Here is a 22,972-nt window from a genome sequence, read left to right as displayed (position 1 = left end):
TTCTTTGCTAAAAGCGTGCGCGGAAACTCGAGATGCGCCGGGTAAAGCGCGTTCGTTCAAAGTCATCCATGAGCCGAATGTCGATGTTTCTTCGCGGTGATGTTGGGTTGCATCAGTCGAGCGTCAAGCGGGTGGGCTGCTGTGGCAACCCGGCTTTTTCGGGCGCAGGTGCTCGATATAGAGCGGTCGGCCGTCGTGACTCTTTGGTCAGCGGCGGCATTATACATAGGTCGCTATGCTTACGCCGAGCCTTCATACAAAAGGTGGGTCGTCCATTGGTCTAAAGGTCGCAGGTACCGGATTGCGCCTAAAGTCGCACGTAATGCTCAAGTTTGGCGTTTTTCCCTTTTGTTTCAAGGTTGTAGGCGACCGAATCTACGGTTTTCGCAGCAAATGTACCGGGCGCAAGGTTCCAGTCCACATTCAACTGGAGTAGGCTCGGGCACAGCCAGATGTTCAATCCACAAACGGAGTTCAGCATGGGATACAAGAAGATTCAGGTTCCGGCAGTCGGCGACAAAATCACCGTCAACGCAGACCATTCTCTCAATGTTCCTGACAACCCGATCATTCCCTTCATCGAAGGTGACGGTATTGGCGTCGACATCAGCCCGGTGATGATCAAGGTGGTCGATGCAGCTGTTAACAAGGCTTACGGCGGCAAGCGCAAAATCTCCTGGATGGAGGTGTATGCCGGCGAGAAGGCCACTCAAGTTTACGACCAGGACACCTGGCTGCCCCAGGAAACCCTGGACGCGGTCAAAGACTACGTGGTCTCCATCAAGGGCCCGCTGACCACGCCGGTCGGTGGCGGCATCCGTTCGCTGAACGTGGCCCTGCGCCAGCAACTGGACCTGTATGTCTGCCTGCGCCCGGTGCGTTGGTTCGAAGGTGTGCCAAGCCCGGTCAAGAAGCCTGGCGATGTGGACATGACCATCTTCCGTGAGAACTCCGAGGATATTTACGCCGGCATCGAATGGAAGGCCGGTTCGCCGGAAGCCATCAAGGTCATCAAGTTCCTCAAGGAAGAAATGGGCGTCACCAAGATCCGTTTTGACCAGGATTGCGGGATTGGCGTCAAGCCGGTTTCCAAGGAGGGCACCAAGCGCCTGGCGCGCAAGGCCCTGCAATATGTAGTGGATAACGACCGTGAGTCGCTGACCATCGTGCATAAAGGCAACATCATGAAGTTCACCGAGGGTGCCTTCAAGGAATGGGCCTATGAAGTGGCAGCCGAAGAATTCGGCGCGACCCTGCTCGACGGTGGGCCGTGGATGCAATTGAAGAACCCGCGCACCGGCCGCAATGTGGTGGTCAAGGATGCGATTGCCGACGCCATGCTCCAGCAGATCCTGCTGCGTCCGGCCGAATATGATGTGATCGCCACCCTGAACCTCAACGGTGACTATCTCTCTGACGCCCTGGCGGCAGAAGTGGGCGGTATCGGTATTGCACCGGGCGCCAACCTGTCTGATACCGTGGCGATGTTCGAAGCCACTCACGGTACTGCACCCAAATACGCCGGCAAAGACCAGGTCAACCCGGGTTCATTGATTCTGTCGGCGGAAATGATGTTGCGCCATATGGGCTGGACCGAGGCTGCCGACTTGATCATCAAGGGCACGAATGGGGCAATCTCGGCCAAGACCGTGACGTATGACTTCGAGCGCTTGATGGATGGCGCCAAGCTGGTGTCGTCGTCGGGCTTTGGCGATGCGTTGATTTCGCATATGTAATAAGTCGAAGGCGATAAAAAAACGGCCATCCTGACTGATCAGGGTGGCCGTTTTTTATGCAGGGTATCTACTCAGTGGCTGATTAGGCCGTTTGTTTCTTTTTCGACTGAGCGGATCTATCTGCGTTGTCGTGGTCTTCGTGGGGAGTGCCAGTTGCAGCTGCGCAGATTTCGACAGCGTGCAGGCCTTTAGGTCCCTGGATGATCTTAAAGGACACCAATTGACCGGCTTTCAACGTTTTGTAACCCTCCATGGTAATCGCCGAGTAATGCGCAAAGAGGTCTTCATCCTTACCGTCTTCATTAATGAAGCCGTACCCCTTGGCATTGTTGAACCATTTGACCTTGCCACTGATCTTGCTGCCAGACATACCCATATCCCTCTGCACCAGACTCCATCACTGGAGTATCATCCAGTTTATCCGTCCTAACCCGAATAAATAAGGTTGACTGCGCGGACCTTTTTTACCCACTGTGGGTTCTATTGGTTGTAACACCGTTTTGCCGATAGTCAAGGTGACCAGTCGGTCGGAGTTGAATTTCTGACAGGTCGCCCCCATCACTGTAAATGCACAACAGACGAACCTTTCTTTCCATGCATGCATTCAGCCAGATTCGACTAACATTCAATCAGGATCGCCCGGATCATCTAGAAGACGATGACGGTTCTGCAGGCATCGCTGTTCAGGAGGCCAAGCCTGCTTTACAGGCGCCGCCGATGTACAAGGTGGTTTTGTTCAATGATGACTACACGCCGATGGATTTCGTCGTCGAAGTACTCGAGGTGTTTTTTAATCTGAACCGCGAGTTGGCGACCAAGGTAATGCTGGCCGTTCACACAGAAGGACGGGCAGTATGTGGAGTGTTTACCCGCGACATCGCCGAGACCAAGGCCATGCAGGTCAACCAGTACGCCAGGGAAAGCCAGCATCCGCTACTCTGTGAAATCGAGAAGGACGGTTAACTCCGACCACTTGGGTATGAGGTGAAGCTATGTTAAACCGCGAGCTCGAAGTCACCCTCAATCTTGCCTTCAAGGAGGCCCGTTCGAAGCGTCATGAATTCATGACCGTCGAACACCTGCTGCTGGCACTTTTGGATAACGAAGCTGCCGCCACCGTTCTGCGTGCGTGCGGCGCCAACCTCGACAAACTCAAGCATGACCTGCAAGAGTTTATTGACTCCACCACGCCACTGATCCCCGTGCATGACGAGGACCGTGAGACCCAGCCAACCCTGGGCTTCCAGCGGGTGTTGCAGCGTGCTGTCTTCCACGTGCAGAGCTCCGGCAAGCGTGAAGTGACGGGCGCCAATGTATTGGTTGCCATCTTCAGTGAGCAGGAAAGCCAGGCGGTGTTCCTGCTCAAGCAGCAGAGCGTTGCTCGTATTGATGTCGTCAACTACATCGCCCATGGCATCTCGAAAGTGCCAGGGCATGGCGATCACTCCGAGGGTGAGCAGGATATGCAGGACGACGAGGGCGGCGAGTCTTCTTCTTCAAGCAACCCGCTGGATGCCTATGCCAGCAATCTCAACGAGTTGGCGCGCCAGGGGCGGATCGATCCGCTGGTTGGGCGCGAGATGGAAGTCGAGCGTGTTGCGCAGATCCTGGCTCGTCGTCGCAAGAACAACCCGCTGCTGGTGGGCGAGGCGGGCGTGGGCAAGACCGCGATTGCCGAAGGCCTGGCCAAGCGTATTGTGGACAATCAGGTGCCTGACCTGCTGGCCAACAGTGTCGTCTACTCCCTTGACCTGGGGGCGTTGCTCGCCGGGACCAAGTACCGTGGCGACTTTGAAAAGCGTTTCAAGGCGTTGCTTGGCGAGCTGAAAAAGCGTCCGCAGGCGATCCTGTTTATCGATGAAATCCACACCATCATTGGCGCCGGTGCGGCGTCCGGTGGGGTGATGGACGCTTCCAACCTGCTCAAGCCGCTGCTGTCTTCGGGTGATATCCGCTGCATCGGCTCGACTACGTTCCAGGAGTTTCGCGGGATCTTCGAAAAAGATCGTGCCCTGGCGCGTCGCTTCCAGAAAGTCGACGTGTCCGAGCCTTCGGTCGAGGACACCATTGGTATCCTGCGTGGGCTCAAAGGCCGTTTCGAAGCGCACCACGGCATCGAATACAGTGATGAGGCACTGCGTGCGGCCGCTGAGCTGGCGTCGCGCTACATCAATGACCGGCACATGCCGGACAAGGCCATCGATGTGATCGACGAAGCGGGGGCCTACCAGCGCTTGCAGCCGGTAGAGAAACGTGTGAAGCGCATCGAAGTGGCCCAGGTCGAGGATATCGTGGCGAAAATCGCGCGTATTCCGCCAAAACACGTCACCAGTTCCGACAAGGAGCTGCTGCGTAACCTGGAGCGCGACCTCAAGCTGACGGTGTTTGGCCAGGATGCGGCGATTGATTCGCTGTCGACGGCGATCAAGCTGTCCCGTGCCGGTCTCAAGTCGCCGGACAAACCGGTGGGTTCGTTCCTGTTCGCCGGGCCTACCGGCGTCGGCAAGACCGAAGCAGCACGGCAGTTGGCCAAGGCCATGGGCATTGAGCTGGTGCGGTTCGACATGTCCGAATACATGGAACGGCACACCGTGTCGCGCCTGATCGGTGCGCCTCCGGGCTATGTCGGCTTCGACCAGGGCGGCCTGTTGACGGAGGCGATCACCAAGCAGCCTCACTGCGTACTGTTGCTCGATGAAATCGAAAAGGCCCACCCGGAAGTCTTCAACCTGCTGCTGCAGGTCATGGACCACGGGACCCTGACCGACAACAACGGGCGCAAGGCGGACTTCCGCAACGTGATCGTGATCATGACCACCAACGCCGGTGCCGAGACGGCCGCGCGGGCTTCCATTGGCTTTACTCATCAGGATCACTCTTCCGACGCCATGGAAGTGATCAAGAAGAGCTTCACGCCGGAATTCCGTAACCGCCTGGACACCATTATCCAGTTTGGTCGCCTCAGTCATGAGGTTATCAAGAGCGTGGTGGACAAGTTCCTTACCGAGCTTCAGGCGCAGTTGGAAGACAAGCGCGTGCAGCTGGAAGTGACGGAAGCGGCACGCAGTTGGATCGCCGAGGGTGGCTACGACGCGGCAATGGGTGCTCGCCCAATGGCGCGTCTGATCCAGGACAAGATCAAGCGGCCACTGGCCGAAGAGATCCTGTTTGGCGAGCTGTCCGACCATGGTGGCGTGGTGCATATCGACCTGAAGGATGGCGAGCTGACCTTCGAGTTCGAGACCACGGCCGAAATGGCCTGACCGCTGTAAACCTGTAGGAGCGAGCTTGCTCGCGAAGATCGCCAACGATAACGCATGCTTCCTGATTCGGTGCGTTGTCCTGGGGTTCTTCGCGAGCAAGCTCGCTCCTACAGTTGTTTTGCGACCTCTATAAATCCCACACACACACAAAAACGCCCGGCATAACCGGGCGTCTTGTATTGACTTGTTTAGCGAGCGCGGTAAGTGATGCGCCCTTTGCTCAAGTCATAGGGCGTCAGCTCGACGCGCACTTTGTCACCGGTAAGAATACGAATGTAGTTCTTGCGCATCTTGCCGGAGATATGCGCGGTTACGACGTGCCCATTTTCCAACTCCACACGAAACATGGTGTTGGGCAGGGTGTCGACGACAGTGCCTTCCATTTCGAAGCTGTCTTCTTTCGACATGCAGTAAAGCCCTCGGTATCCAGTGAATGGCCCGGTGCAACTGCGCCAGGCAAAAGCGGCGTGCATTGTGCCCGAAAAAGGGTGTTTAAGCCAAGGGGTTCTAGTTAAGCGTGACCCATCTTTGATTAATTAGCAGCTCTATGGGCCGGTATTGGGTCTTGTAGTTCATCTTTTTGCAGTTTTTTATCCAGTATCCGAGGTACACCGCTTCCAGATTTTGCCTGGATGCTTCACTGATCTGCCACAGGATGGCGAAGCGCCCCAGGCTACGGCGCTCTTCAGCGGGCTCGTAAAAGGTGTAGACCGCCGACAAGCCATTGGGCAGCAGGTCGGTGACCGCGACCGCCAGCAGCCTTCCTTCAAGCCGGAATTCGTAGAAGCGCGAGAACGGCAGGTCGCGCACCAGAAACGTGGAAAACTGGTCGCGACTGGGTGGGAACATGTCGCCGTCTGCGTGGCGCTGTTCGATGTAGCGCTGGTAAAGATCGAAATATTCCTCGCTGAAACCGGGCTTGGCTGCGGTCACGATCAGGTCGGCATTACGTTTGAGGATGCGTTTTTGATTACGGTCCGCCAAAAATTGCGCCACAGGTATGCGCGCCGGCACACACGCGTTGCAGTTCTGGCAGTGCGGCCGATACAGGTGGTCGCCACTGCGCCGAAAGCCCATCTCTGACAGGTCCGCATACACGTGCACGTCCATCGGCTGGCTGGGGTCGAGGAACAGCGTCGTCGCCTGTTCTTCGGGCAGGTAGCTGCAAGAGTGGGGTTGAGTGGCATAAAACTTCAAGCGCGCCAACTCGGTCATGATCAACCCTCGGATAAGCTTTGAAATAAGTGTAAGCCAGGTGTGCGCATGTCGCCTAAGAAACCCACGGCCCACTGCTGGCTTGATCAAGATGGTCGCGCAGGTAACCGGCAAAGTCGCTGCGGGGGATGGCGCGGGCGCCGAGGCTGTGCAGGTGATCGGTGGGCATCTGGCAGTCGATCAGGACAAACCCCCAAGCCTGCAATTGCCTGACGAGCGTGGCAAAGCCGAATTTCGAGGCGTTGTCTGCGCGGCTGAACATCGATTCGCCAAAGAACAACTGGCCCATGGCCAGGCCGTACAGGCCGCCAACCAGCGTGCCCTGGTCCCACACCTCGACAGAATGGGCATAGCCCCGTTGGTGCAGTTGCAGGTAGGCGTTCTGCATGGCGTCGGTGATCCAGGTGCCGTCTGCATAGCTGCGAGGTGCAGCACAGGCCTGTATGACGGCGGCGAAGTCCTGGTCGAAGGTCACCTCGTAGCGTTGCTGGCGCAGCAGCTTGGCGAGGCTGCGGGATACGTGCAGCTCTGCGGGGAACAATACCGTGCGCGGGTCGGGCGACCACCACAGGATGGGCTGGCCTTCCGAGAACCAGGGGAAGCAGCCATGGCGATAGGCCTGGACCAGGCGGTCGGCGGACAGGTCGCCACCGGCGGCGAGTAGGCCGTTGGGTTCACGCATGGCTTTTGCCAGCGGTGGGAAAGTCAGGGTATTGCGTTGCAACCAGGTGAGCATGGGTAGTCAGGCTTACGGAAGGGGAGGGCGGTGACAGGCCAAGGCCCGCCGCGTAGGCAGTGATTATTGTCGACCCGGCGCCACTCGGCCAGCGCGATCGCGCAATCAGTGCCCAGATGCATGAGCGAGTGTTTCTGCAACTCTATAGCGGTGATGCGGTCGTAATCGCGTCATGCCGCCATCCGTTGGGCGGGAATGCAGGGTAAAGCTTGTCCAGTCTGATAAAAACAGCTCATAAGCCTTTGTCAGTAAAGACAATGCATGCTCAAATTGAAACGTATGGGCAATGCGCTTGTGTATGCTTCAGGAGCGAGGCCGGCAGCGTGGCAACGGGCACACAAACCCGTACAATGGCGGCACTATGTCCTTGTGGGCCGGTGTTAACGCCTGTTCATGACGCAGTCACGGAGTGTTATAGGACGCTTGACGACGCTCGTTCACTTTTCACCTGCCCGGGTTGGGCAGTATTTTTATAGTCATTCAACTGTTGGACGCGCTTAAGGCGCAGGAAAAGACCCGTTTTGAAGAAATCCGCCGCAGCACCCAAAACAGCAGTGGTACCGGCCTGGCGCCAGCACCTGCACTATCGGCTCAAGGAAGGCGCGCTGATTGCCATCGGTGCTTTATGCCTGTTCCTGATGATGGCTTTGCTGACCTATGGCAAGGACGATCCGGGCTGGAGCCATAACAGCAAGATCGATGATGTGCAGAACTTCGGCGGGCCTGTGGGCTCCTACAGCGCCGATATCCTGTTCATGATCCTCGGTTATTTCGCCTATATCTTCCCGCTGTTGCTGGCGATCAAGACATGGCAGATCTTCCGCCAGCGCCACGAGCCGTGGCAGTGGAGCGGCTGGCTGTTTTCCTGGCGCCTGATCGGCCTGGTGTTTTTGGTGTTGTCGGGCGCGGCGCTGGCACATATCCATTTCCATGCACCGACCGGCCTGCCGGCGGGTGCGGGCGGCGCCCTGGGCGAAAGCCTGGGTGACCTGGCCCGCAAGACCCTGAATATCCAGGGCAGCACGCTGATGTTCATTGCCCTGTTCCTGTTTGGCTTGACGGTGTTTACCGACTTGTCCTGGTTCAAGGTCATGGATGTGACCGGCAAGATCACCCTCGATCTGTTCGAGCTGTTCCAAGGCGCTGCCAACCGCTGGTGGGCAGCCCGCGTGGACCGCAAACGCATGGTTGCGCAACTGCGTGAAGTCGATACACGGGTCAACGAAGTGGTGGCTCCGAGTACGCCTGACCGCCGTGAGCAGGCCAAGGTCAAGGAGCGCTTGATCGAGCGTGAGCAGGCGCTGACCAAGCACATGTCTGATCGCGAGAAACAAGTGCCGCCGGTCATCGCTCCCGCACCGGTCAAGGCGCCCGAGCCAAGTCATCGTGTGCAGAAGGAAAAGCAGGCGCCGCTGTTTATCGACAGCGCCGTCGAAGGCACCTTGCCGCCGATCTCGATCCTTGATCCGGCGGAAAAGAAACAACTCAACTATTCCCCGGAATCCCTGGCGGCCGTTGGCCATCTGCTGGAAATCAAGCTCAAGGAGTTTGGTGTCGAAGTGTCGGTGGATTCGATTCACCCAGGCCCGGTGATTACCCGTTACGAGATCCAGCCGGCCGCTGGGGTCAAGGTCAGCCGTATCGCCAACCTGGCCAAAGACCTTGCGCGCTCCCTGGCCGTGACCAGCGTGCGCGTGGTGGAAGTGATCCCCGGCAAGACCACCGTGGGCATTGAGATTCCCAACGAAGATCGTCAGATCGTGCGTTTCTCCGAAGTGCTGTCGACCCCGGAATACGACAACTTCAAGTCGCCGGTCACCCTGGCCCTGGGTCACGACATTGGCGGCAAGCCGGTGATCACAGACCTTGCGAAAATGCCTCACCTGCTGGTGGCCGGTACCACCGGCTCCGGTAAGTCGGTGGGGGTCAACGCGATGATCCTGTCGATCCTGTTCAAGTCCGGCCCGGAAGACGCCAAGCTGATCATGATCGACCCGAAGATGCTGGAGCTGTCGATCTACGAAGGCATTCCGCACCTGCTGTGCCCGGTGGTGACCGACATGAAGGACGCCGCCAACGCCTTGCGCTGGAGCGTTGCCGAGATGGAGCGACGCTACAAGCTGATGGCGAAGATGGGGGTGCGTAACCTGTCAGGCTTCAACGCCAAGGTCAAGGAAGCCCAAGACGCCGGTACGCCGCTGACCGACCCGCTGTACAAGCGTGAAAGCATTCACGATGAAGCGCCGTTGCTGACCAAGCTGCCGACCATCGTCGTCGTGGTCGACGAATTTGCCGACATGATGATGATCGTCGGCAAGAAGGTCGAAGAACTGATCGCCCGTATCGCGCAGAAGGCCCGTGCCGCCGGGATCCACTTGATCCTTGCTACCCAGCGGCCATCGGTGGATGTGATCACCGGTCTGATCAAGGCCAACATCCCGACGCGTATGGCGTTCCAGGTGTCGAGCAAGATCGACTCGCGGACCATCATCGACCAGGGCGGCGCTGAGCAACTGCTGGGCCATGGTGACATGCTCTACATGCCGCCCGGCACCAGCCTGCCGATCCGCGTTCACGGCGCCTTCGTTTCCGATGACGAGGTGCACCGCGTGGTCGAGGCCTGGAAACTGCGCGGTGCGCCGGAATACAACGACGATATCCTGGCGGGTGTCGAGGAGGCCGGCAGCGGCTTCGACGGTGGCAGCGGTGGCGGCGACGATGATGCCGAGACCGACGCGCTGTATGACGAAGCGGTAGCGTTCGTGCTGGAAAGCCGTCGCGCCTCGATCTCTGCGGTGCAACGTAAACTGAAGATCGGCTACAACCGCGCCGCGCGTATGATCGAATCCATGGAAATGGCCGGCGTCGTCACGGCAATGAACACCAACGGCTCGCGCGAAGTGATCGCGCCAGGGCCGATGCGCGACTGACCTCGTGCCGCGTGGCAGCACGCGGCGCGCCTTTCACATCATTCTATGAGGACTCCCATGCGTCTTATCCGCATGCTGTTGTTGCCGGCATTGGCCTTGACCGCGTTTTCGGCCCACGCTGACCAGGCCTCCGTCGCGAGCCTGACCAACCTGCTGGACAAATCCAAGACCCTGACCGCGCGCTTCTCCCAGTTGACCCTGGACGGCGGCGGCACGCAGTTGCAGGAAACGGCCGGTGAAATGGCGGTGCAGCGCCCAGGCCTGTTCTTCTGGAAAACCGACGCGCCCAACGAGCAGACCATCGTTTCTGATGGCAAGAAAGTCACGCTGTGGGACCCGGACCTGGAGCAGGCGACCATCAAGACCCTCGACCCGCGCCTGAGCCAGACCCCGGCCTTGCTGCTGTCCGGTGATGTGTCGCAGATCAGCGAGAGTTTCGAGATCACCTCCAAGCAACAGAGCAATGTGATCGACTTCACCCTCAAGCCCAAGTCCAGGGACACGCTGTTCGACAGCCTGCGCCTGTCGTTCCGCAACGGCGTGATCAACGATATGCAGTTGGTCGACAGTGTCGGCCAGCGCACCAATATCCTGTTCACCGGGGTCAAGGCCAATGAACCGGTCCCAGCCTCCACGTTCAAGTTCGACATCCCCAAGGGTGCCGATGTGATCCAGGAGTAAATCGCTGCCCATGGACCTGTTTCGAAGTGACCCGATTGCCCAGCCTTTGGCCGCGCGTTTGCGCTCGACCAACCTGGATGAGTATGTCGGGCAAGAGCACCTGCTGGCCCGCGGCAAGCCCCTGCGCGAGGCCCTGGAGCAGGGTGCCCTGCACTCGATGATTTTCTGGGGGCCGCCGGGCGTGGGCAAGACCACCCTGGCGCGGCTGTTGGCGAAAGTCTCGGATGCACACTTTGAAACGGTCTCGGCAGTGTTGGCCGGGGTCAAGGAGATCCGCCAGGCAGTGGAGGTCGCCAAGCAGCAGGCCGGGCAGTACGGTCGGCGCACCATCCTGTTTGTCGACGAAGTGCATCGTTTCAACAAATCCCAGCAGGATGCATTCCTGCCTTACGTGGAAGACGGCACGCTGATTTTCATCGGCGCCACCACGGAAAACCCCTCGTTTGAACTGAACAACGCCTTGCTCTCGCGGGCGCGAGTGTATGTGCTCAAGAGCCTCGATGAAGCCGCAATGCAGAAGCTGTTGCAGCGGGCGCTGGGCGAGGACAAGGGGCTGGGCAAACGCCATTTGAGCCTGGGGGAGGAGGGTTTCAAGATTCTGCTGGCGGCGGCTGACGGTGACGGTCGACGTTTCCTCAACCTGCTGGAGAACGCCTCTGACCTGGCCGAAGACAACAGTGAGATTGGCGTCGACCTGCTGCAAAGCCTGTTGGGTGATACCCGGCGGCGCTTCGACAAGGGCGGCGAAGCCTTTTACGACCAGATTTCCGCCTTGCACAAATCTGTACGCGGCTCCAACCCGGACGGCGCGTTGTATTGGTTTGCACGCATGATCGACGGCGGTTGCGATCCACTGTACCTGGCCCGGCGCGTGGTGCGCATGGCCAGCGAGGACATCGGCAACGCCGATCCCCGCGCCCTGAGCCTGTGCCTGGCGGCATGGGAGGTCCAGGAGCGCCTGGGCAGCCCGGAAGGCGAGTTGGCGGTAGCGCAGGCCATCACTTACCTGGCCTGTGCGCCGAAAAGCAATGCGGTGTACATGGGCTTCAAATCGGCATTGCGTGCAGCGGCCGAGCACGGCTCGCTGGAGGTCCCGCTGCATCTGCGCAACGCGCCCACCAAGCTGATGAAGCAATTGGGTTATGGCGACGAATATCGCTATGCCCACGATGAGCCGGATGCCTATGCCGCCGGGGAAGACTACTTTCCCGACGATCTGGACCCTCAGTCCTTCTATCAGCCGGTACCTCGTGGTCTGGAGCTGAAGATCGGGGAAAAGCTCAACCACTTGGCGCAACTTGACCGCCTGAGCCCGAAACAGCGGAGAAAATCATGATTCCCTTGGTCGTCGCAGTCTCCGTTGGCGGTGTAGCCGGGACCTTGTTGCGCTTTGCCACGGGCAATTGGATCAACGCCAATTGGCCGAAACACTTCTATAGCGCGACGCTGGCCGTTAATATCGTGGGCTGCCTGCTGATCGGCGTGTTATACGGCCTGTTTCTGTTACGCCCGGAGGTGCCTGTTGAAGTGCGCGCCGGGTTGATGGTGGGCTTCCTTGGCGGCCTGACTACCTTTTCATCCTTTTCACTGGATACCGTGCGCCTGCTGGAAAGCGGGCAAGTGCCGCTGGCATTAAGCTATGTGGCCATCAGTGTATTCGGCGGGCTGCTTGCCACCTGGGCTGGCCTGTCCTTGACCAAACTTTGATAAACGAGAGACCGACATGCTCGATTCCAAACTGTTACGTAGCAACCTTCAGGACGTAGCGGACCGCCTGGCATCCCGCGGCTTTGCCTTGGATGTTGCGCGCATCGAAGCGCTGGAAGAACAGCGCAAGACCGTCCAGACCCGCACCGAAGCACTGCAGGCTGAACGCAATGCACGTTCCAAATCCATCGGTCAGGCCAAGCAGCGTGGTGAAGACATCGCGCCGCTGATGGCGGACGTCGAGCGCATGGGCAGCGAGCTGTCCGACGGCAAAGTCGAGCTGGACAAGATTCAGTCCGAGTTGGATTCGATCCTTCTGGGCATTCCCAACCTGCCGCACGAGTCGGTGCCGGTTGGCGAAGACGAAGACGGTAACGTCGAAGTACGCCGCTGGGGTACGCCAAAAGCCTTTGATTTCGAGATCAAGGACCACGTCGCCCTGGGCGAATTGACCGGTGGCCTGGATTTTGAAACCGCCGCCAAAATGTCCGGCGCGCGCTTTGCCTTGCTGCGCGGCCCGATTGCGCGCATGCACCGTGCCCTGGCGCAGTTCATGATCAACCTGCACACCGGCGAACACGGTTACGAAGAGGCTTACACCCCTTACCTGGTGCAGGCGCCGGCACTGATGGGCACCAGCCAGCTGCCGAAATTCGAGGAAGACCTGTTCAAGATCAGCCGCGATGGCGAAGCCGATCTGTACCTGATCCCGACCGCCGAAGTGTCGCTGACCAATATCGTGGCCGGCGAGATCCTCGACGCCAAGCAACTGCCGATCAAGTTCGTCGCCCACAGCCCGTGCTTCCGTAGTGAAGCCGGCGCATCGGGCCGTGACACCCGCGGCATGATCCGCCAGCACCAGTTCGACAAGGTCGAGATGGTGCAAGTGGTCGAGCCGTCGACCTCCATGGAAGCCCTGGAAGGCCTGACCGCCAACGCCGAGCGCGTCCTGCAACTGCTGGAGCTGCCGTACCGCGTATTGGCGCTGTGCACTGGCGATATGGGGTTCAGCGCGGTGAAGACCTACGACCTGGAAGTATGGGTGCCGAGCCAGGACAAATACCGCGAGATTTCTTCGTGCTCCAACTGCGGTGATTTCCAGGCCCGGCGCATGCAGGCGCGTTTCCGCAACCCGGAGACCGGCAAGCCGGAATTGGTCCATACCCTCAACGGTTCGGGTCTGGCCGTAGGCCGCACCCTGGTCGCGGTGCTGGAAAACTACCAACAGGCTGACGGTTCGATCCGCGTGCCTGAAGTGCTCAAGCCGTACATGGCGGGCGTTGAGGTCATCGGCTAAATGGAATTTCTGCCGCTGTTTCATAACCTGCGCGGCAGTCGTGTGTTGGTCGTCGGTGGCGGGGAGATTGCCTTGCGCAAATCCCGGCTGCTGGCCGATGCCGGCGCGTTGTTGCGGGTGGTTGCTCCCCTGATCGAAGATCAGTTACGGGAATTGGTGCAGGGCAGTGGCGGTGAACTGATTGTGCGTGGTTATCAGGAGGCGGACCTTGATGGTTGCACCCTGATCATCGCGGCGACCGACGACGAGCCGCTGAACGCGCAAGTGTCCAGCGATGCCCGACGCCGGTGTGTGCCGGTCAATGTGGTGGATGCGCCGGCCTTGTGCAGCGTGATCTTCCCGGCGATTGTCGACCGCTCGCCCTTGGTGATTGCAGTGTCCAGTGGCGGCGACGCGCCGGTGCTGGCGCGCTTGATCCGTGCCAAGCTGGAAACCTGGATCCCGTCCACCTACGGCCAATTGGCCGGGCTGGCCGCGCGCTTTCGGGCGCAGGTCAAAGGTTTGTATCCCGATGTGCAACAGCGCCGGGCTTTCTGGGAAGAGGTTTTCCAAGGGCCGATTGCCGATCGGCAACTGGCTGGGCAAGGCGATGAAGCTGAGCGTTTGCTGGTAGAGAAGGTCAATGGCAAGCCGCCCCATGCGCCGGGTGAAGTGTATTTGGTCGGTGCGGGCCCCGGTGATCCGGACCTCCTGACCTTTCGCGCCCTGCGCTTGATGCAGCAAGCCGACGTAGTGCTATATGACCGCCTGGTGGCGCCAGCGATTCTTGAGTTGTGCCGTCGCGACGCCGAGCGGGTATATGTCGGCAAGCGCCGCGCCGATCATGCGGTGCCGCAGGACCAGATCAACCAGCAATTGGTGAAACTGGCCAAGCAGGGCAAGCGCGTGCTGCGCCTCAAAGGCGGCGACCCGTTTATTTTTGGGCGTGGCGGTGAAGAGATCGAGGAACTGGCGGCCAATGGCATCCCGTTCCAGGTGGTGCCGGGGATTACCGCGGCCAGCGGTTGTGCGGCTTACGCCGGTATTCCCTTGACCCATCGTGATTATGCGCAATCCGTGCGTTTCATCACCGGGCACTTGAAAGACGGGACTTCGGATTTGCCTTGGAATGACTTGGTCGGGCCGTCGCAGACCCTGGTGTTCTACATGGGCTTGATCGGCTTGCCGATCATCTGCGAGCAACTGATCCGCCATGGTCGGTCGGCAGACACCCCGGCAGCGCTGATCCAACAAGGCACCACGTCCAACCAGCGTGTGTTTACGGGCACCCTGGCTGACCTGCCACGTCTGGTAGCGGAGCATGAAGTGCATGCGCCGACACTGGTGATCGTAGGAGAAGTAGTGGTGTTGCGTGAGAAGCTGAAGTGGTTCGAAGGTGCTCAGTCCCAGGTGTGATCACCGGCACTCATATCAATTGTAGAAGCGAGCTTGCTCGCGAAAAATTCAACTGCGCCGCGTGCCTCCAGAATGCCCGCGTTATCGTTGACGAACTTCGCGGGCAAGCTCGCTCCTACAGTTTTTGCTTCAGCTCCAGACGCCCTTGCTGCTCATCTTCTGCCGGTCATGTTTGCTGTCAAACGCCTGCGACGGTCCCTTCGGCACAATCCCTGTCGGATTGATCGTGCGGTGGCTGGCGTAGTAATGCCCCTTGATATGGGCAAAATCCACCGTCTCGGCCACCCCCGGCCATTGATACAGCTCGCGCAACCAATTCGACAGGTTCGGATAATCCGCAATCCGCCGTAGGTTGCATTTGAAGTGGCTGTAATAAACCGCATCAAACCGGATCAGCGTCGTAAACAGGCGTACATCAGCCTCGGTCAGGTATTCACCTGCGAGGTAGCGGTGACCACCCAAGTGCTGCTCCAGGTGATCCAACTCGGCAAATACATCATCAAAGGCACTTTCGTACGCCTGCTGCGAAGTGGCAAAGCCTGCGCGATACACGCCATTGTTCACGGCGGGATAGATCCGCTCGTTCCACGCGTCGATGGTCGGGCGCAATGGCTCGGGGTAGAAGTCCAGGGTGTTGCCCGTCAGCTCGTTGAACGCGCTGTTGAACATGCGGATGATCTCCGCCGACTCATTGCTGACGATGCGATTGAGCTTCTTGTCCCACAGCACCGGCACCGTGACGCGCCCGGTGTAGTCGGCGGTATCGGCGGTGTAGCGCTGGTGCATGAAGGCAAAGTCGTCGAGCCTGTCGCCGGTAGAGCCATGGGCCTTGTCGAAGGTCCAGCCATTTTCCAGCATCAGCCAACTGACCACTGAAACGTCGATCAGTCTCTCCAGACCCTTGAGTTTGCGCAGGATCAGGGTGCGGTGCGCCCAGGGGCAGGCGAGGGAGACATAGAGGTGGTAGCGGCCGGCTTCGGCTTTGAAGCCGCTGTCGCCGCTTGGGCCAGCTTGGCCATCTGCGGTGACCCAGTGCCGGCGTTGCGCCTGTTCCCGTTGGAATGCGCCATCTGCGCTACTTTCGTACCACTGGTCATGCCAGTGTCCTTCAATCAGCAAACCCATGACTGACTCCTTGGCTATTAAGCGTTGGAGTGCAGTCTAATCGTCTGGGTTCGAACAAATAGCGCAAAGGCTCGGGGTTAATGATCGATTAAATCGATTTGTCCCGCGCATCCCAGTACTGCTGGGCCAGTTCAAAAGCCTGCTCCCGTGGGTGCCCAAGGCCGCGCAGGGCCAGGGCCATGGTGGCAATCAGCGCCAACTGCGGGTAGCTATCCTGCACTTCGCCGCGCCACAGGGCCTTCAAATGCTCGGGATCGAGGCTGGCCGGCTTGACGTGGCGCTGGGCGGAGAGGGCAGGCCACTCCTCATCCCAGCTTGCGCCACCGGTGGTGCCATATAAGTGGCTGGCGGAGTCGGGATTGATCTCGATCTCGCCGCCATCACCCTTGATCACAATGCTGTTGTCACCCAGCAGGCCACTGGCATCGCGATGTACACCCTGGTAACCGGGATGGAAGATGCTTTGCAGGCCGCAGCGTGCGCCCAGTGGGTTGAGGATGCGCGCCAGGGAATGGATAGGTGAGCGCAGGCCAAGGATGTTGCGCAGGTCAATCATGCGTTGCAGTTGCGGGGCCCAGTCGCCCAGCGGCATAAACGCCAGGTTGCCTTGCGCAAGGGCGGTCTCGACCTGTTGCCAGTTGCGGCACAGTGGAATCTGCAGCTCACCCAGCAACTGTTCGGTGTACAGCCGGCCGGCTGTGTGGGCGCCGCCGCCATGCATGAAAATTCGCACGCCGTTCTGCGCCAGGCACTTGGCGGCCAGCAGGTACCACGGCAGGTGGCGTTTTTTCCCGGCGTAGGTAGGCCAATCTACATCCACCTGCAGTGCCGGCGGGTTCAGGCGTTCGCGCAGGGCCTCGGTGAAGCCGGCGAGTTCCTCTGGGCTCTCTTCTTTGTGGCGCAGCAGCATCAGGAACGCGCCGAGCTGGGACTCCTCGACCTTCTCGTCGAGCAGCATGCCCATGGCTTCCCGCGCTTCTTCGCGCGTCAGGCTGCGGGCACCGCGCTTGCCTTTGCCGAGGATGCGCACAAACGGCGCAAAGGGATGTTCGGCGGGAGTTTCGGTGATCAACGGGGCGAAGTCGGTCATAAACAATTCGTCGGTCTGGGCAGGCCCGCCAGCTTGGCGGCAAGTTTGGCGGGAGTGCCTTTGAACAGTCGGTTGAGGTGCAGGCTGTTGCCCTTTTCCGGGCCCAGCTTCAAGGCGGTGTACTTGATCAGCGGGCGGGTGGCCGGTGATAACTGGAACTCCTGGTAAAAGCCCCTGAGCAGCTCGAGGATTTCCCAGTGTTCGTCGGTCAATTCCAGTTCTTCAGCGCTTGCCAAAGCGTTGGCCACCTCGGTTGACCAGTCATTGAGGTCAGCCAGGTAACCGTCTTTGTCCAGTTCTAGTGCGCGCGCGCCTACGGTCAGCGTATTCATAACCAACTGTTGACCTTGTCATGGTCGATCGACAACTGCACAAAACCTGGGTAGTCAACACTCTTGGCCCACTCCGGCAATGACAGGCCCCGGGCCTGGGCGTCTTCGGCAAGCACGAAGATGACCACGGCACTGACCTCCAGGGCCTTGAAGGGCGCGCTACCGGCTTGCAGGGCATAGGTTGCATCGCCGCACAGTAGGATCGCATCTTGTGCACCACACAGCCGTAGGCAACTGTCCAGTCGGCTGTCGGAAAAGGGAGAGTGGGACAATACATGCAAAGTCGACATCAGAGGGTCATCACCTGATCGTAACGGTCAATCATCTGGGAAATCTGTTCGCTGCTCAGTGGCTGCGCGCTATCAGGGGCGCTCAATCCACGCTCGGCCAAGCTGTGGCTGCACGCAAACACCTCATCGATGCCGAACAGCGAGAGCGCCTGCAGGTTGGCTGTCACATCCTTCTGCTGCACGGCTTTGGCATTCTGTGCAGGTGCCAGTTGAAACACCCCGTCATCGAGAAACAGCAGCCCAATCGGCAAGTCGAATGCGCCACCGGCCAGTACCACATCCAGCGCTTCCCGCGCACTGGGCCCGGACCACGGCGCCTGGCGACTGATTACCAGCAAGGATCTGGACATTTCATGGCCCTCCAAAGCAAATCAGGCGGTCGGCGTCCTGGATTGCATCGTGCAATTGCCCAAGGCCCGACAACGCCCAGGGCGCATCGAGGTTCACCGCACTGCGCTGGTAGCGCGCAGCCTCCTCGGCATTGAGCACGCCGCGCCGTAACGCGGCAGCGATGCATACCACGCCATCGAGTTGGTGCTCGCCGACCAGGGCGCGCCATTGTTGGGCGATGTCCTGCTCATCCTGCGGCGTGACCACCGAATTGGCGGCGCTGTAGACGCCATCCTGGTAGAAAAACAGCCGCACAATCTCATGCCCGCCGGCCAGTGCAGCCTGGGCAAACAGCAGGGCACGGCGCGAGGAGGGCGCATGGGCGGCGGAAAACAGCGCAATTGCGAACTTCATGGAACACTCTGTAGGTAAACCTGTGCCAATGATAAAGCCGCAGGCAACAAAAAGCCCGCCGAAGCGGGCTTTTTGATGGGGCTGGGATCAGTCGTCGCGGCTCATGATGCCGAAGATCTGCAACAGGCTGACAAACAGGTTGTAGATCGATACATACAGGCTGATGGTCGCCATGATGTAGTTACGCTCGCCGCCATGGATGATGGCGCTGGTCTGGAACAGGATGCAGACCGAGGAAAACAGCACAAAACCGGCGCTGATCGCCAACTGCAGGCCGCTGATCTGGAAGAACATGCTTGCCAACACCGCCGCCAGCAACACGAAGAAGCCAGCCGTGATGAAACCGCCGAGGAAGCTCATGTCCTTACGGGTGATCAGTACATAGGCCGACAGGCCACCAAACACCAATGCCGTCATGGCAAACGCCGAGCTGACCACTTCCGCGCCGCCCTGCATGCCCAGGTAACGGTTAAGGATCGGGCCCAGCAGGAACCCCATGAAACCGGTCAGGGCAAACGCCGACACCAGGCCCCAGGCCGAGTCGCGCAGCTTGTTGGTGAGGAAAAACAGGCCGTAGAAGCCGATCAACACCACGAAGATATTCGGGTAGCCAACACGCATCTGCTGCGCCACATACGCCATCACGCCGCTAAATGCGAGGGTGAGGGCGAGCAAGCCGTATGTATTGCGCAGGACGCGGCTAACCTCTAGCTGCTCAGCCTGCACGTTGCTATTAACTGCGTAATCCTGTTCGCGCATGGCGACACTCCTTCAGTTTTGAAACGTTCAGTCGCAAAGATCATAACAGACGCTCTGTAACAAGCTATGCAGAGAGTTTGACAGTGTGTTTCATTCGGGTATTATGGCGCCCGCTGAGACAGGATGGGCTACTATAATCCTGTGTTGCACAAGGGAAATTGGCAGAGTGGTTGAATGCACCGGTCTTGAAAACCGGCGAACGTTAATAGCGTTCCCAGGGTTCGAATCCCTGGTTTCCCGCCAAGATTCATACGAAAGCCCCGCTTATGCGGGGCTTTTGTGTTTCTGGCGTTCGATAATTGGACTGGGTTTTAAACTAACAGTTTCCGCATCGTTTACGACGCTTTCCGCAACTACTGTCAGATGCTCTATCAACGTGTCGGTTTCACGATCTCGCCAACGCGCCTATAAACCGTCTCGGTTATCCGCTTATCCGTGTGCCCAAGCAGGCGACTGGCATCGCCAAGGTCCAATATCTCACTGGCTGCTTTTGGTCGGATGTCGCGGAACTGGAACTGCCGGATGCTCGCCGCAAGCACGCCGTCTCCCGCCTCGTTAGCAATGGCAATTGCCTTGTTCCTGGCATCGTCAAAGCGTAGGCGTAGCATCGGCTTGGTCACCTGCCGGCCATCTTCAGTGATTATTAGGTATGGAGTCCGTACTCCACGCGAGCGCCGCTGCTCTATCAGTCGCTCGACCAGTGTGCCCAGGTCATTAAGGTTTCCGGCAGCGGTAAGGCGGATCCGGAGCTTCTTGGCCGTCTTGCCTTGCGACACCTGCAGGAATTCATTTACCGCATCAGCCTCGCGCATCGAAAGCACATCTGCGGGGCGCTGTCCGGTCAGGTAGGCCAAGTCCATAGCATCGCGAAGCTCCGAGGCTGCGACTGCGTAAACGGCGCTCCAGATCTCCTCAGTTGCGTAGAAGTCTCGAGGCGCCTCCTTGTTCTTGCGCACGCCGGCGGCAGGGTTGTTCTCGGTGAGCCCCCACTCCCGCGCAATGTTGTAGATGTGCGACAACAGTGATATTTCCCGGTTGGCTCTTACCTTGGCGGTCCGGCTATCCCTGTACTGCGCGATGATCTGTGGTGTAACCGCATCAATAGGGGCGTCGCTGAACGCTTTGCGCAGTTGCTTCAGGCTCAGGAGATTATCGCTCTGCGTCTTGGGTGCCTTGCCTGGGATGATCTCGCGCTCGTAACGGTCAAACACCTGGCCCAGCAGGGCTCCTTTCTTCGGTACCGGCTTGCAGTCGAGCTTTGCCCATTCAGCCTTTGCAATTTCCAGGTCACCCCCGAGCGGAATCTCCACCCGCTTCCCGTCTTCACTCCTCCCGTCGTAGTAGTACCCAACCCACTCTTTACCGCCTTTCAGCGTGCGCACACGCCGTATCATCCGCGGCGGCAGGTCCCTGTTTGCCGCCTTTTTTGCTCGCATCTTTTTATCCTACCTTTGACAAGTCTAGCGACCAGGCTTCGGCCGCAACGTTCTCTGCTGATGGCTTCACTCCGGCCAACTTCATCCGGGCGTAAACGCGGCCCACCACTGGTCGGCGCGAGCGAGTCAGTACGTATTTCCAGCCGTTTTTGTTGAGCCACTCGATCTGCCTGGACGGGATCATGTAGCCCGTTATTGCCGCGATCTCTTCCTCGGCAAGCGTTTCGCTTTGCATTTCCATGGTGTGCACCTCTATGCCCGGGGACTGTCATGCGGGCCAGTAGGCCGCGCTGTCTTGATGATGTGGATGATGAAACCGAAGGTGAGTAGCATCCAGGCGACGGTGCCGGCGAATGCTGCGATCAGGTGTTGGTCGGTACCGGTGGAGAGCAGCTCCGGCACCTGCCAGAAAAACCAGAAGATGGACCCCGCCACGTACAACACGATGGCCGTGATGAGCAGGGTGAGTTTCGTTGCGTACATGGGGTGTCCTCGCCACGCTGGGCAGCAGAAGTTGATAGCAAATTGCCTCGATGGAAATGGGGACGGATAAGGGCTACAAACACGGCTCAATTTGGTTTCTGTGTCAGGGAGGGCGCGTGCCACACAATCTTGATGTTCCAGTCGTTCACGCCTATCGGGGGCATACGTTGTTTCTCAAGTTCGAATGGAGGCGACCAAACGATGACGTACCCGCATTTGCGAGAATCATCGAGCCGGCAGCCGTTGAAGGATTGGGCGAAGTTGCCGCCGAGTTGACGGGTCCATGGCCTGACTATCCGTCGGCACTGGGTGATGCGATGGCAGCTGCGGAGCGATGGATCGACAGCCAGTTACCGTGAGTTCGCTCACCGGCAGGCATGTAGGGGGATTGGGGTTAGGCTTGTTTGATGCGAAGGAAACGTCGGCACTGGCATTGCGTATCGTCGCAATGGAGCTCGCCAACCCATTCCGGGAATTGATCGCCTTCGCAGCGCTCAATGCGGGAGTGGTTGAGCCCGCTTCGCTTCACATCTTTCACAAAGCGCTGCAGGTCTTTGGCGTTGTCATCGCGATCCGGGCTATCCCATCGACTCATTACCAAGAGGCCGCAATCTGTCTTTCCGTGGTCCATCCAGCCGAGACTCTTCGGGGAATCGCTCATGGCGTCACCCGCTTGAACTCGACCACCCAGACCCACGGGTTGGCGTCCCAGTTGCCGCCGATGGAGTTCCATAACCCTGCGAAGCCATGGATCACAGCTTCTTTGCATAGGTATCGACTCGGCGAAGTCTCGAGGAACTGCTGACACATGGCGGCATCTACGCCTTCGGCCTCAGCCTGGTCCCCACTGATGTCCTGCAACCGCTCGACGCGCACGTCGGTGATCTCCAGCAGGATGCGGCTGGCCCAGCGGGGCATGTGGATGCTGGGGCGCCATGCGCCGTCATACTCCATGGCTTCAGTATCTGGCTTCCATTCCGCCTTCGCTGGGATCTGATTAAGCCCGTAGTCGCCCGTCGGACAGCTTGCCCGGTAGATCCGTGCCGCGCCGCGCTCGTCGCCTTTGACCAAGTTGTCTTGCCAGTCGATACAGCAGCCGTCTTCGTTGCCGAGCAAGGCGAAGGTCTCGCGCACCCACAGCCGGTCGCCGGGCTTGCCATAGGGGCAGCAGCCGTTGACGAAGTGCTTGGTCACAGGTTTGCCGTAACCGTCCTGGCCGTAGTTGGAGCTGCCTACGCAGAAATTGCCACTGGCATCGATATGCGGCTGAACCTTGATTGCCCGCCGCGTCACCGTCTTCCGGCCTTCCAGGATGGCGCGCACCATCAGCGCCGTGAACAGGATGGGGCGTTCTTTGATCTGGCTCACGGTGTCACCTCCCGGCGTGCCCACTGGACGTAAGGGCCGTCGTCCGTATCGAAAATGCCGAGCAGGAACCAATCGTACGCAGGCGGAGTTACTGGCTCCCACCCGAGGCAGTGAGCCTCGCCATGTTCCCAGTAAGGGTGGGTTTCCATATCGGAGTCCATGTGCCAGCCGATCACCTTCAGGCCTTGGGCGCTGAGCCACGCTTTCCAGGCTTCGGCGTCCTCATCGAATTCCGGTACATCTGGGTGGTACCAATACCCGCCTTCTTCACGCACGACTTCGACGGGGCCAATCAACTTTTCTTCAGGCATGACTTCGTCCTTGCCGCTATAGCGGCTGACTGTGATGGTGAGGAATATTTGAAAACGACCCTGGACGAAACCAT

Annotated in this window: 26 protein-coding genes and 1 tRNA gene; 10 read left to right on the top strand and 17 right to left on the bottom strand. The window is 59.1% G+C overall.

What is annotated here, in order from left to right; genetic code table 11:
* The first annotated feature begins 479 nt into the window (after nt 1-479).
* Nucleotides 480-1,736, top strand: a complete 1,257-nt coding sequence (gene icd / locus GDV60_RS16340) for an NADP-dependent isocitrate dehydrogenase (protein ID WP_029293387.1) — start codon at nt 480-482, stop codon at nt 1,734-1,736.
* Nucleotides 1,737-1,818: 82 nt separating this feature from the next.
* Here icd and cspD read toward each other — a convergent pair whose 3' ends face one another.
* On the bottom strand, nt 1,819-2,106 hold the full coding sequence (gene cspD, locus GDV60_RS16335; protein WP_032866679.1) for a cold shock domain-containing protein CspD: 288 nt from the start codon (nt 2,104-2,106) through the stop codon (nt 1,819-1,821).
* 224 nt (nt 2,107-2,330) lie between these two features.
* On the opposite strand from cspD, the gene clpS reads away from it, so the two are divergent.
* Together clpS and clpA are read left to right on the top strand one after the other, a co-directional pair.
* Entirely contained in the window at nt 2,331-2,699 is a 369-nt protein-coding gene (gene clpS / locus GDV60_RS16330) for an ATP-dependent Clp protease adapter ClpS (RefSeq protein WP_029293391.1), read from the top strand.
* Nucleotides 2,700-2,728: 29 nt separating this feature from the next.
* The gene (gene clpA / locus GDV60_RS16325) at nt 2,729-4,999 is read left to right on the top strand and encodes an ATP-dependent Clp protease ATP-binding subunit ClpA (RefSeq protein ID WP_070995983.1); all 2,271 of its coding nucleotides are present in this window, start codon (nt 2,729-2,731) and stop codon (nt 4,997-4,999) included.
* A gap of 188 nt (nt 5,000-5,187) precedes the next feature.
* Here the strand turns inward: clpA and infA are convergent, their stop codons facing one another.
* The 3 genes from infA to aat form a co-directional block, all read right to left on the bottom strand.
* On the bottom strand, nt 5,188-5,406 hold the full coding sequence (gene infA, locus GDV60_RS16320; protein ID WP_002553999.1) for a translation initiation factor IF-1: 219 nt from the start codon (nt 5,404-5,406) through the stop codon (nt 5,188-5,190).
* Between the two features lie 100 nt (nt 5,407-5,506).
* Complete coding sequence (locus GDV60_RS16315; RefSeq protein WP_029293558.1) at nt 5,507-6,214, bottom strand: arginyltransferase; 708 nt, start codon at nt 6,212-6,214, stop codon at nt 5,507-5,509.
* 55 nt (nt 6,215-6,269) lie between these two features.
* A complete protein-coding gene (gene aat / locus GDV60_RS16310; protein WP_029293560.1) occupies nt 6,270-6,950 on the bottom strand; it encodes a leucyl/phenylalanyl-tRNA--protein transferase in 681 nt (226 codons plus the stop codon).
* A 521-nt stretch (nt 6,951-7,471) separates the two neighbouring features.
* Between aat and GDV60_RS16305 the strand changes: the two genes are divergently transcribed.
* The 6 genes from GDV60_RS16305 to cysG are packed head-to-tail and all read left to right on the top strand — an operon-like array spanning nt 7,472 to nt 14,960.
* The gene (locus GDV60_RS16305; RefSeq protein WP_029293562.1) at nt 7,472-9,880 is read left to right on the top strand and encodes a DNA translocase FtsK; all 2,409 of its coding nucleotides are present in this window, start codon (nt 7,472-7,474) and stop codon (nt 9,878-9,880) included.
* 57 nt (nt 9,881-9,937) lie between these two features.
* Entirely contained in the window at nt 9,938-10,561 is a 624-nt protein-coding gene (lolA, locus tag GDV60_RS16300) for an outer membrane lipoprotein chaperone LolA (RefSeq protein ID WP_159908096.1), read from the top strand.
* A gap of 10 nt (nt 10,562-10,571) precedes the next feature.
* Nucleotides 10,572-11,897, top strand: coding sequence for a replication-associated recombination protein A (locus tag GDV60_RS16295; RefSeq protein ID WP_159908094.1), 1,326 nt, complete (start codon nt 10,572-10,574; stop codon nt 11,895-11,897).
* The gene (crcB, locus tag GDV60_RS16290) at nt 11,894-12,268 is read left to right on the top strand and encodes a fluoride efflux transporter CrcB (RefSeq protein ID WP_029293568.1); all 375 of its coding nucleotides are present in this window, start codon (nt 11,894-11,896) and stop codon (nt 12,266-12,268) included. Before GDV60_RS16295 ends, crcB begins: the two co-directional genes overlap by 4 nt.
* 16 nt (nt 12,269-12,284) lie before the next feature.
* Nucleotides 12,285-13,565 (top strand): serine--tRNA ligase, encoded by a 1,281-nt coding sequence (serS, locus tag GDV60_RS16285; protein ID WP_029293570.1) that lies wholly within the window; start codon nt 12,285-12,287, stop codon nt 13,563-13,565.
* Nucleotides 13,566-14,960 (top strand): siroheme synthase CysG, encoded by a 1,395-nt coding sequence (cysG, locus tag GDV60_RS16280; protein ID WP_029293572.1) that lies wholly within the window; start codon nt 13,566-13,568, stop codon nt 14,958-14,960.
* Nucleotides 14,961-15,089: 129 nt separating this feature from the next.
* Here cysG and GDV60_RS16275 read toward each other — a convergent pair whose 3' ends face one another.
* From GDV60_RS16275 to GDV60_RS16245, 7 genes are all read right to left on the bottom strand, one after another.
* On the bottom strand, nt 15,090-16,085 hold the full coding sequence (locus GDV60_RS16275; protein WP_159908092.1) for a glutathione S-transferase family protein: 996 nt from the start codon (nt 16,083-16,085) through the stop codon (nt 15,090-15,092).
* 88 nt (nt 16,086-16,173) lie between these two features.
* The gene (locus GDV60_RS16270; RefSeq protein WP_104910383.1) at nt 16,174-17,175 is read right to left on the bottom strand and encodes a glycosyl transferase family protein; all 1,002 of its coding nucleotides are present in this window, start codon (nt 17,173-17,175) and stop codon (nt 16,174-16,176) included.
* Complete coding sequence (locus GDV60_RS16265) at nt 17,172-17,507, bottom strand: TusE/DsrC/DsvC family sulfur relay protein (protein ID WP_029293579.1); 336 nt, start codon at nt 17,505-17,507, stop codon at nt 17,172-17,174. The genes GDV60_RS16270 and GDV60_RS16265 overlap by 4 nt, the downstream gene beginning before the upstream one ends.
* Nucleotides 17,504-17,797 (bottom strand): sulfurtransferase complex subunit TusB, encoded by a 294-nt coding sequence (gene tusB / locus GDV60_RS16260; RefSeq protein WP_092239110.1) that lies wholly within the window; start codon nt 17,795-17,797, stop codon nt 17,504-17,506. The genes GDV60_RS16265 and tusB overlap by 4 nt, the downstream gene beginning before the upstream one ends.
* A complete protein-coding gene (tusC, locus tag GDV60_RS16255) occupies nt 17,797-18,147 on the bottom strand; it encodes a sulfurtransferase complex subunit TusC (protein ID WP_070995989.1) in 351 nt (116 codons plus the stop codon). Before tusC ends, tusB begins: the two co-directional genes overlap by 1 nt.
* Before the next feature lies 1 nt (nt 18,148).
* Nucleotides 18,149-18,541 (bottom strand): sulfurtransferase complex subunit TusD, encoded by a 393-nt coding sequence (tusD, locus tag GDV60_RS16250; RefSeq protein WP_133714899.1) that lies wholly within the window; start codon nt 18,539-18,541, stop codon nt 18,149-18,151.
* Between the two features lie 87 nt (nt 18,542-18,628).
* Nucleotides 18,629-19,300 carry a Bax inhibitor-1/YccA family protein gene (locus tag GDV60_RS16245; RefSeq protein WP_029293588.1) on the bottom strand — a complete coding sequence of 224 codons (672 nt, stop codon included), beginning with the start codon at nt 19,298-19,300 and terminating at the stop codon, nt 18,629-18,631.
* A gap of 152 nt (nt 19,301-19,452) precedes the next feature.
* Between GDV60_RS16245 and GDV60_RS16240 the strand changes: the two genes are divergently transcribed.
* A tRNA-Ser gene (locus GDV60_RS16240) sits at nt 19,453-19,543 on the top strand.
* A 128-nt stretch (nt 19,544-19,671) separates the two neighbouring features.
* Here GDV60_RS16240 and GDV60_RS16235 read toward each other — a convergent pair.
* The 6 genes from GDV60_RS16235 to GDV60_RS16210 form a co-directional block, all read right to left on the bottom strand.
* On the bottom strand, nt 19,672-20,736 hold the full coding sequence (locus tag GDV60_RS16235) for a tyrosine-type recombinase/integrase (protein ID WP_159908090.1): 1,065 nt from the start codon (nt 20,734-20,736) through the stop codon (nt 19,672-19,674).
* A gap of 4 nt (nt 20,737-20,740) precedes the next feature.
* Nucleotides 20,741-20,977: a DUF4224 domain-containing protein gene (locus GDV60_RS16230; protein WP_159908088.1), complete on the bottom strand. Its 237-nt coding sequence runs from the start codon at nt 20,975-20,977 to the stop codon at nt 20,741-20,743.
* An 11-nt stretch (nt 20,978-20,988) separates the two neighbouring features.
* Nucleotides 20,989-21,219, bottom strand: a complete 231-nt coding sequence (locus GDV60_RS16225) for a hypothetical protein (RefSeq protein ID WP_070995992.1) — start codon at nt 21,217-21,219, stop codon at nt 20,989-20,991.
* 394 nt (nt 21,220-21,613) lie between these two features.
* Nucleotides 21,614-21,880: a hypothetical protein gene (locus tag GDV60_RS16220; RefSeq protein ID WP_143007568.1), complete on the bottom strand. Its 267-nt coding sequence runs from the start codon at nt 21,878-21,880 to the stop codon at nt 21,614-21,616.
* The gene (locus tag GDV60_RS16215) at nt 21,877-22,587 is read right to left on the bottom strand and encodes a morphogenetic protein (protein WP_159908086.1); all 711 of its coding nucleotides are present in this window, start codon (nt 22,585-22,587) and stop codon (nt 21,877-21,879) included. The genes GDV60_RS16220 and GDV60_RS16215 overlap by 4 nt, the downstream gene beginning before the upstream one ends.
* Complete coding sequence (locus GDV60_RS16210) at nt 22,584-22,898, bottom strand: hypothetical protein (protein ID WP_159908084.1); 315 nt, start codon at nt 22,896-22,898, stop codon at nt 22,584-22,586. The genes GDV60_RS16215 and GDV60_RS16210 overlap by 4 nt, the downstream gene beginning before the upstream one ends.
* Between the last annotated feature and the right edge of the window lie 74 nt (nt 22,899-22,972).

Origin of the sequence: Pseudomonas sp. DTU12.1, assembly GCF_009873475.1 — a bacterium.
GTDB lineage: Bacteria > Pseudomonadota > Gammaproteobacteria > Pseudomonadales > Pseudomonadaceae > Aquipseudomonas > Aquipseudomonas proteolytica.
Note: the sequence above shows the minus strand (reverse complement) of the source record. Positions and strands in the feature narration are given on the sequence as shown.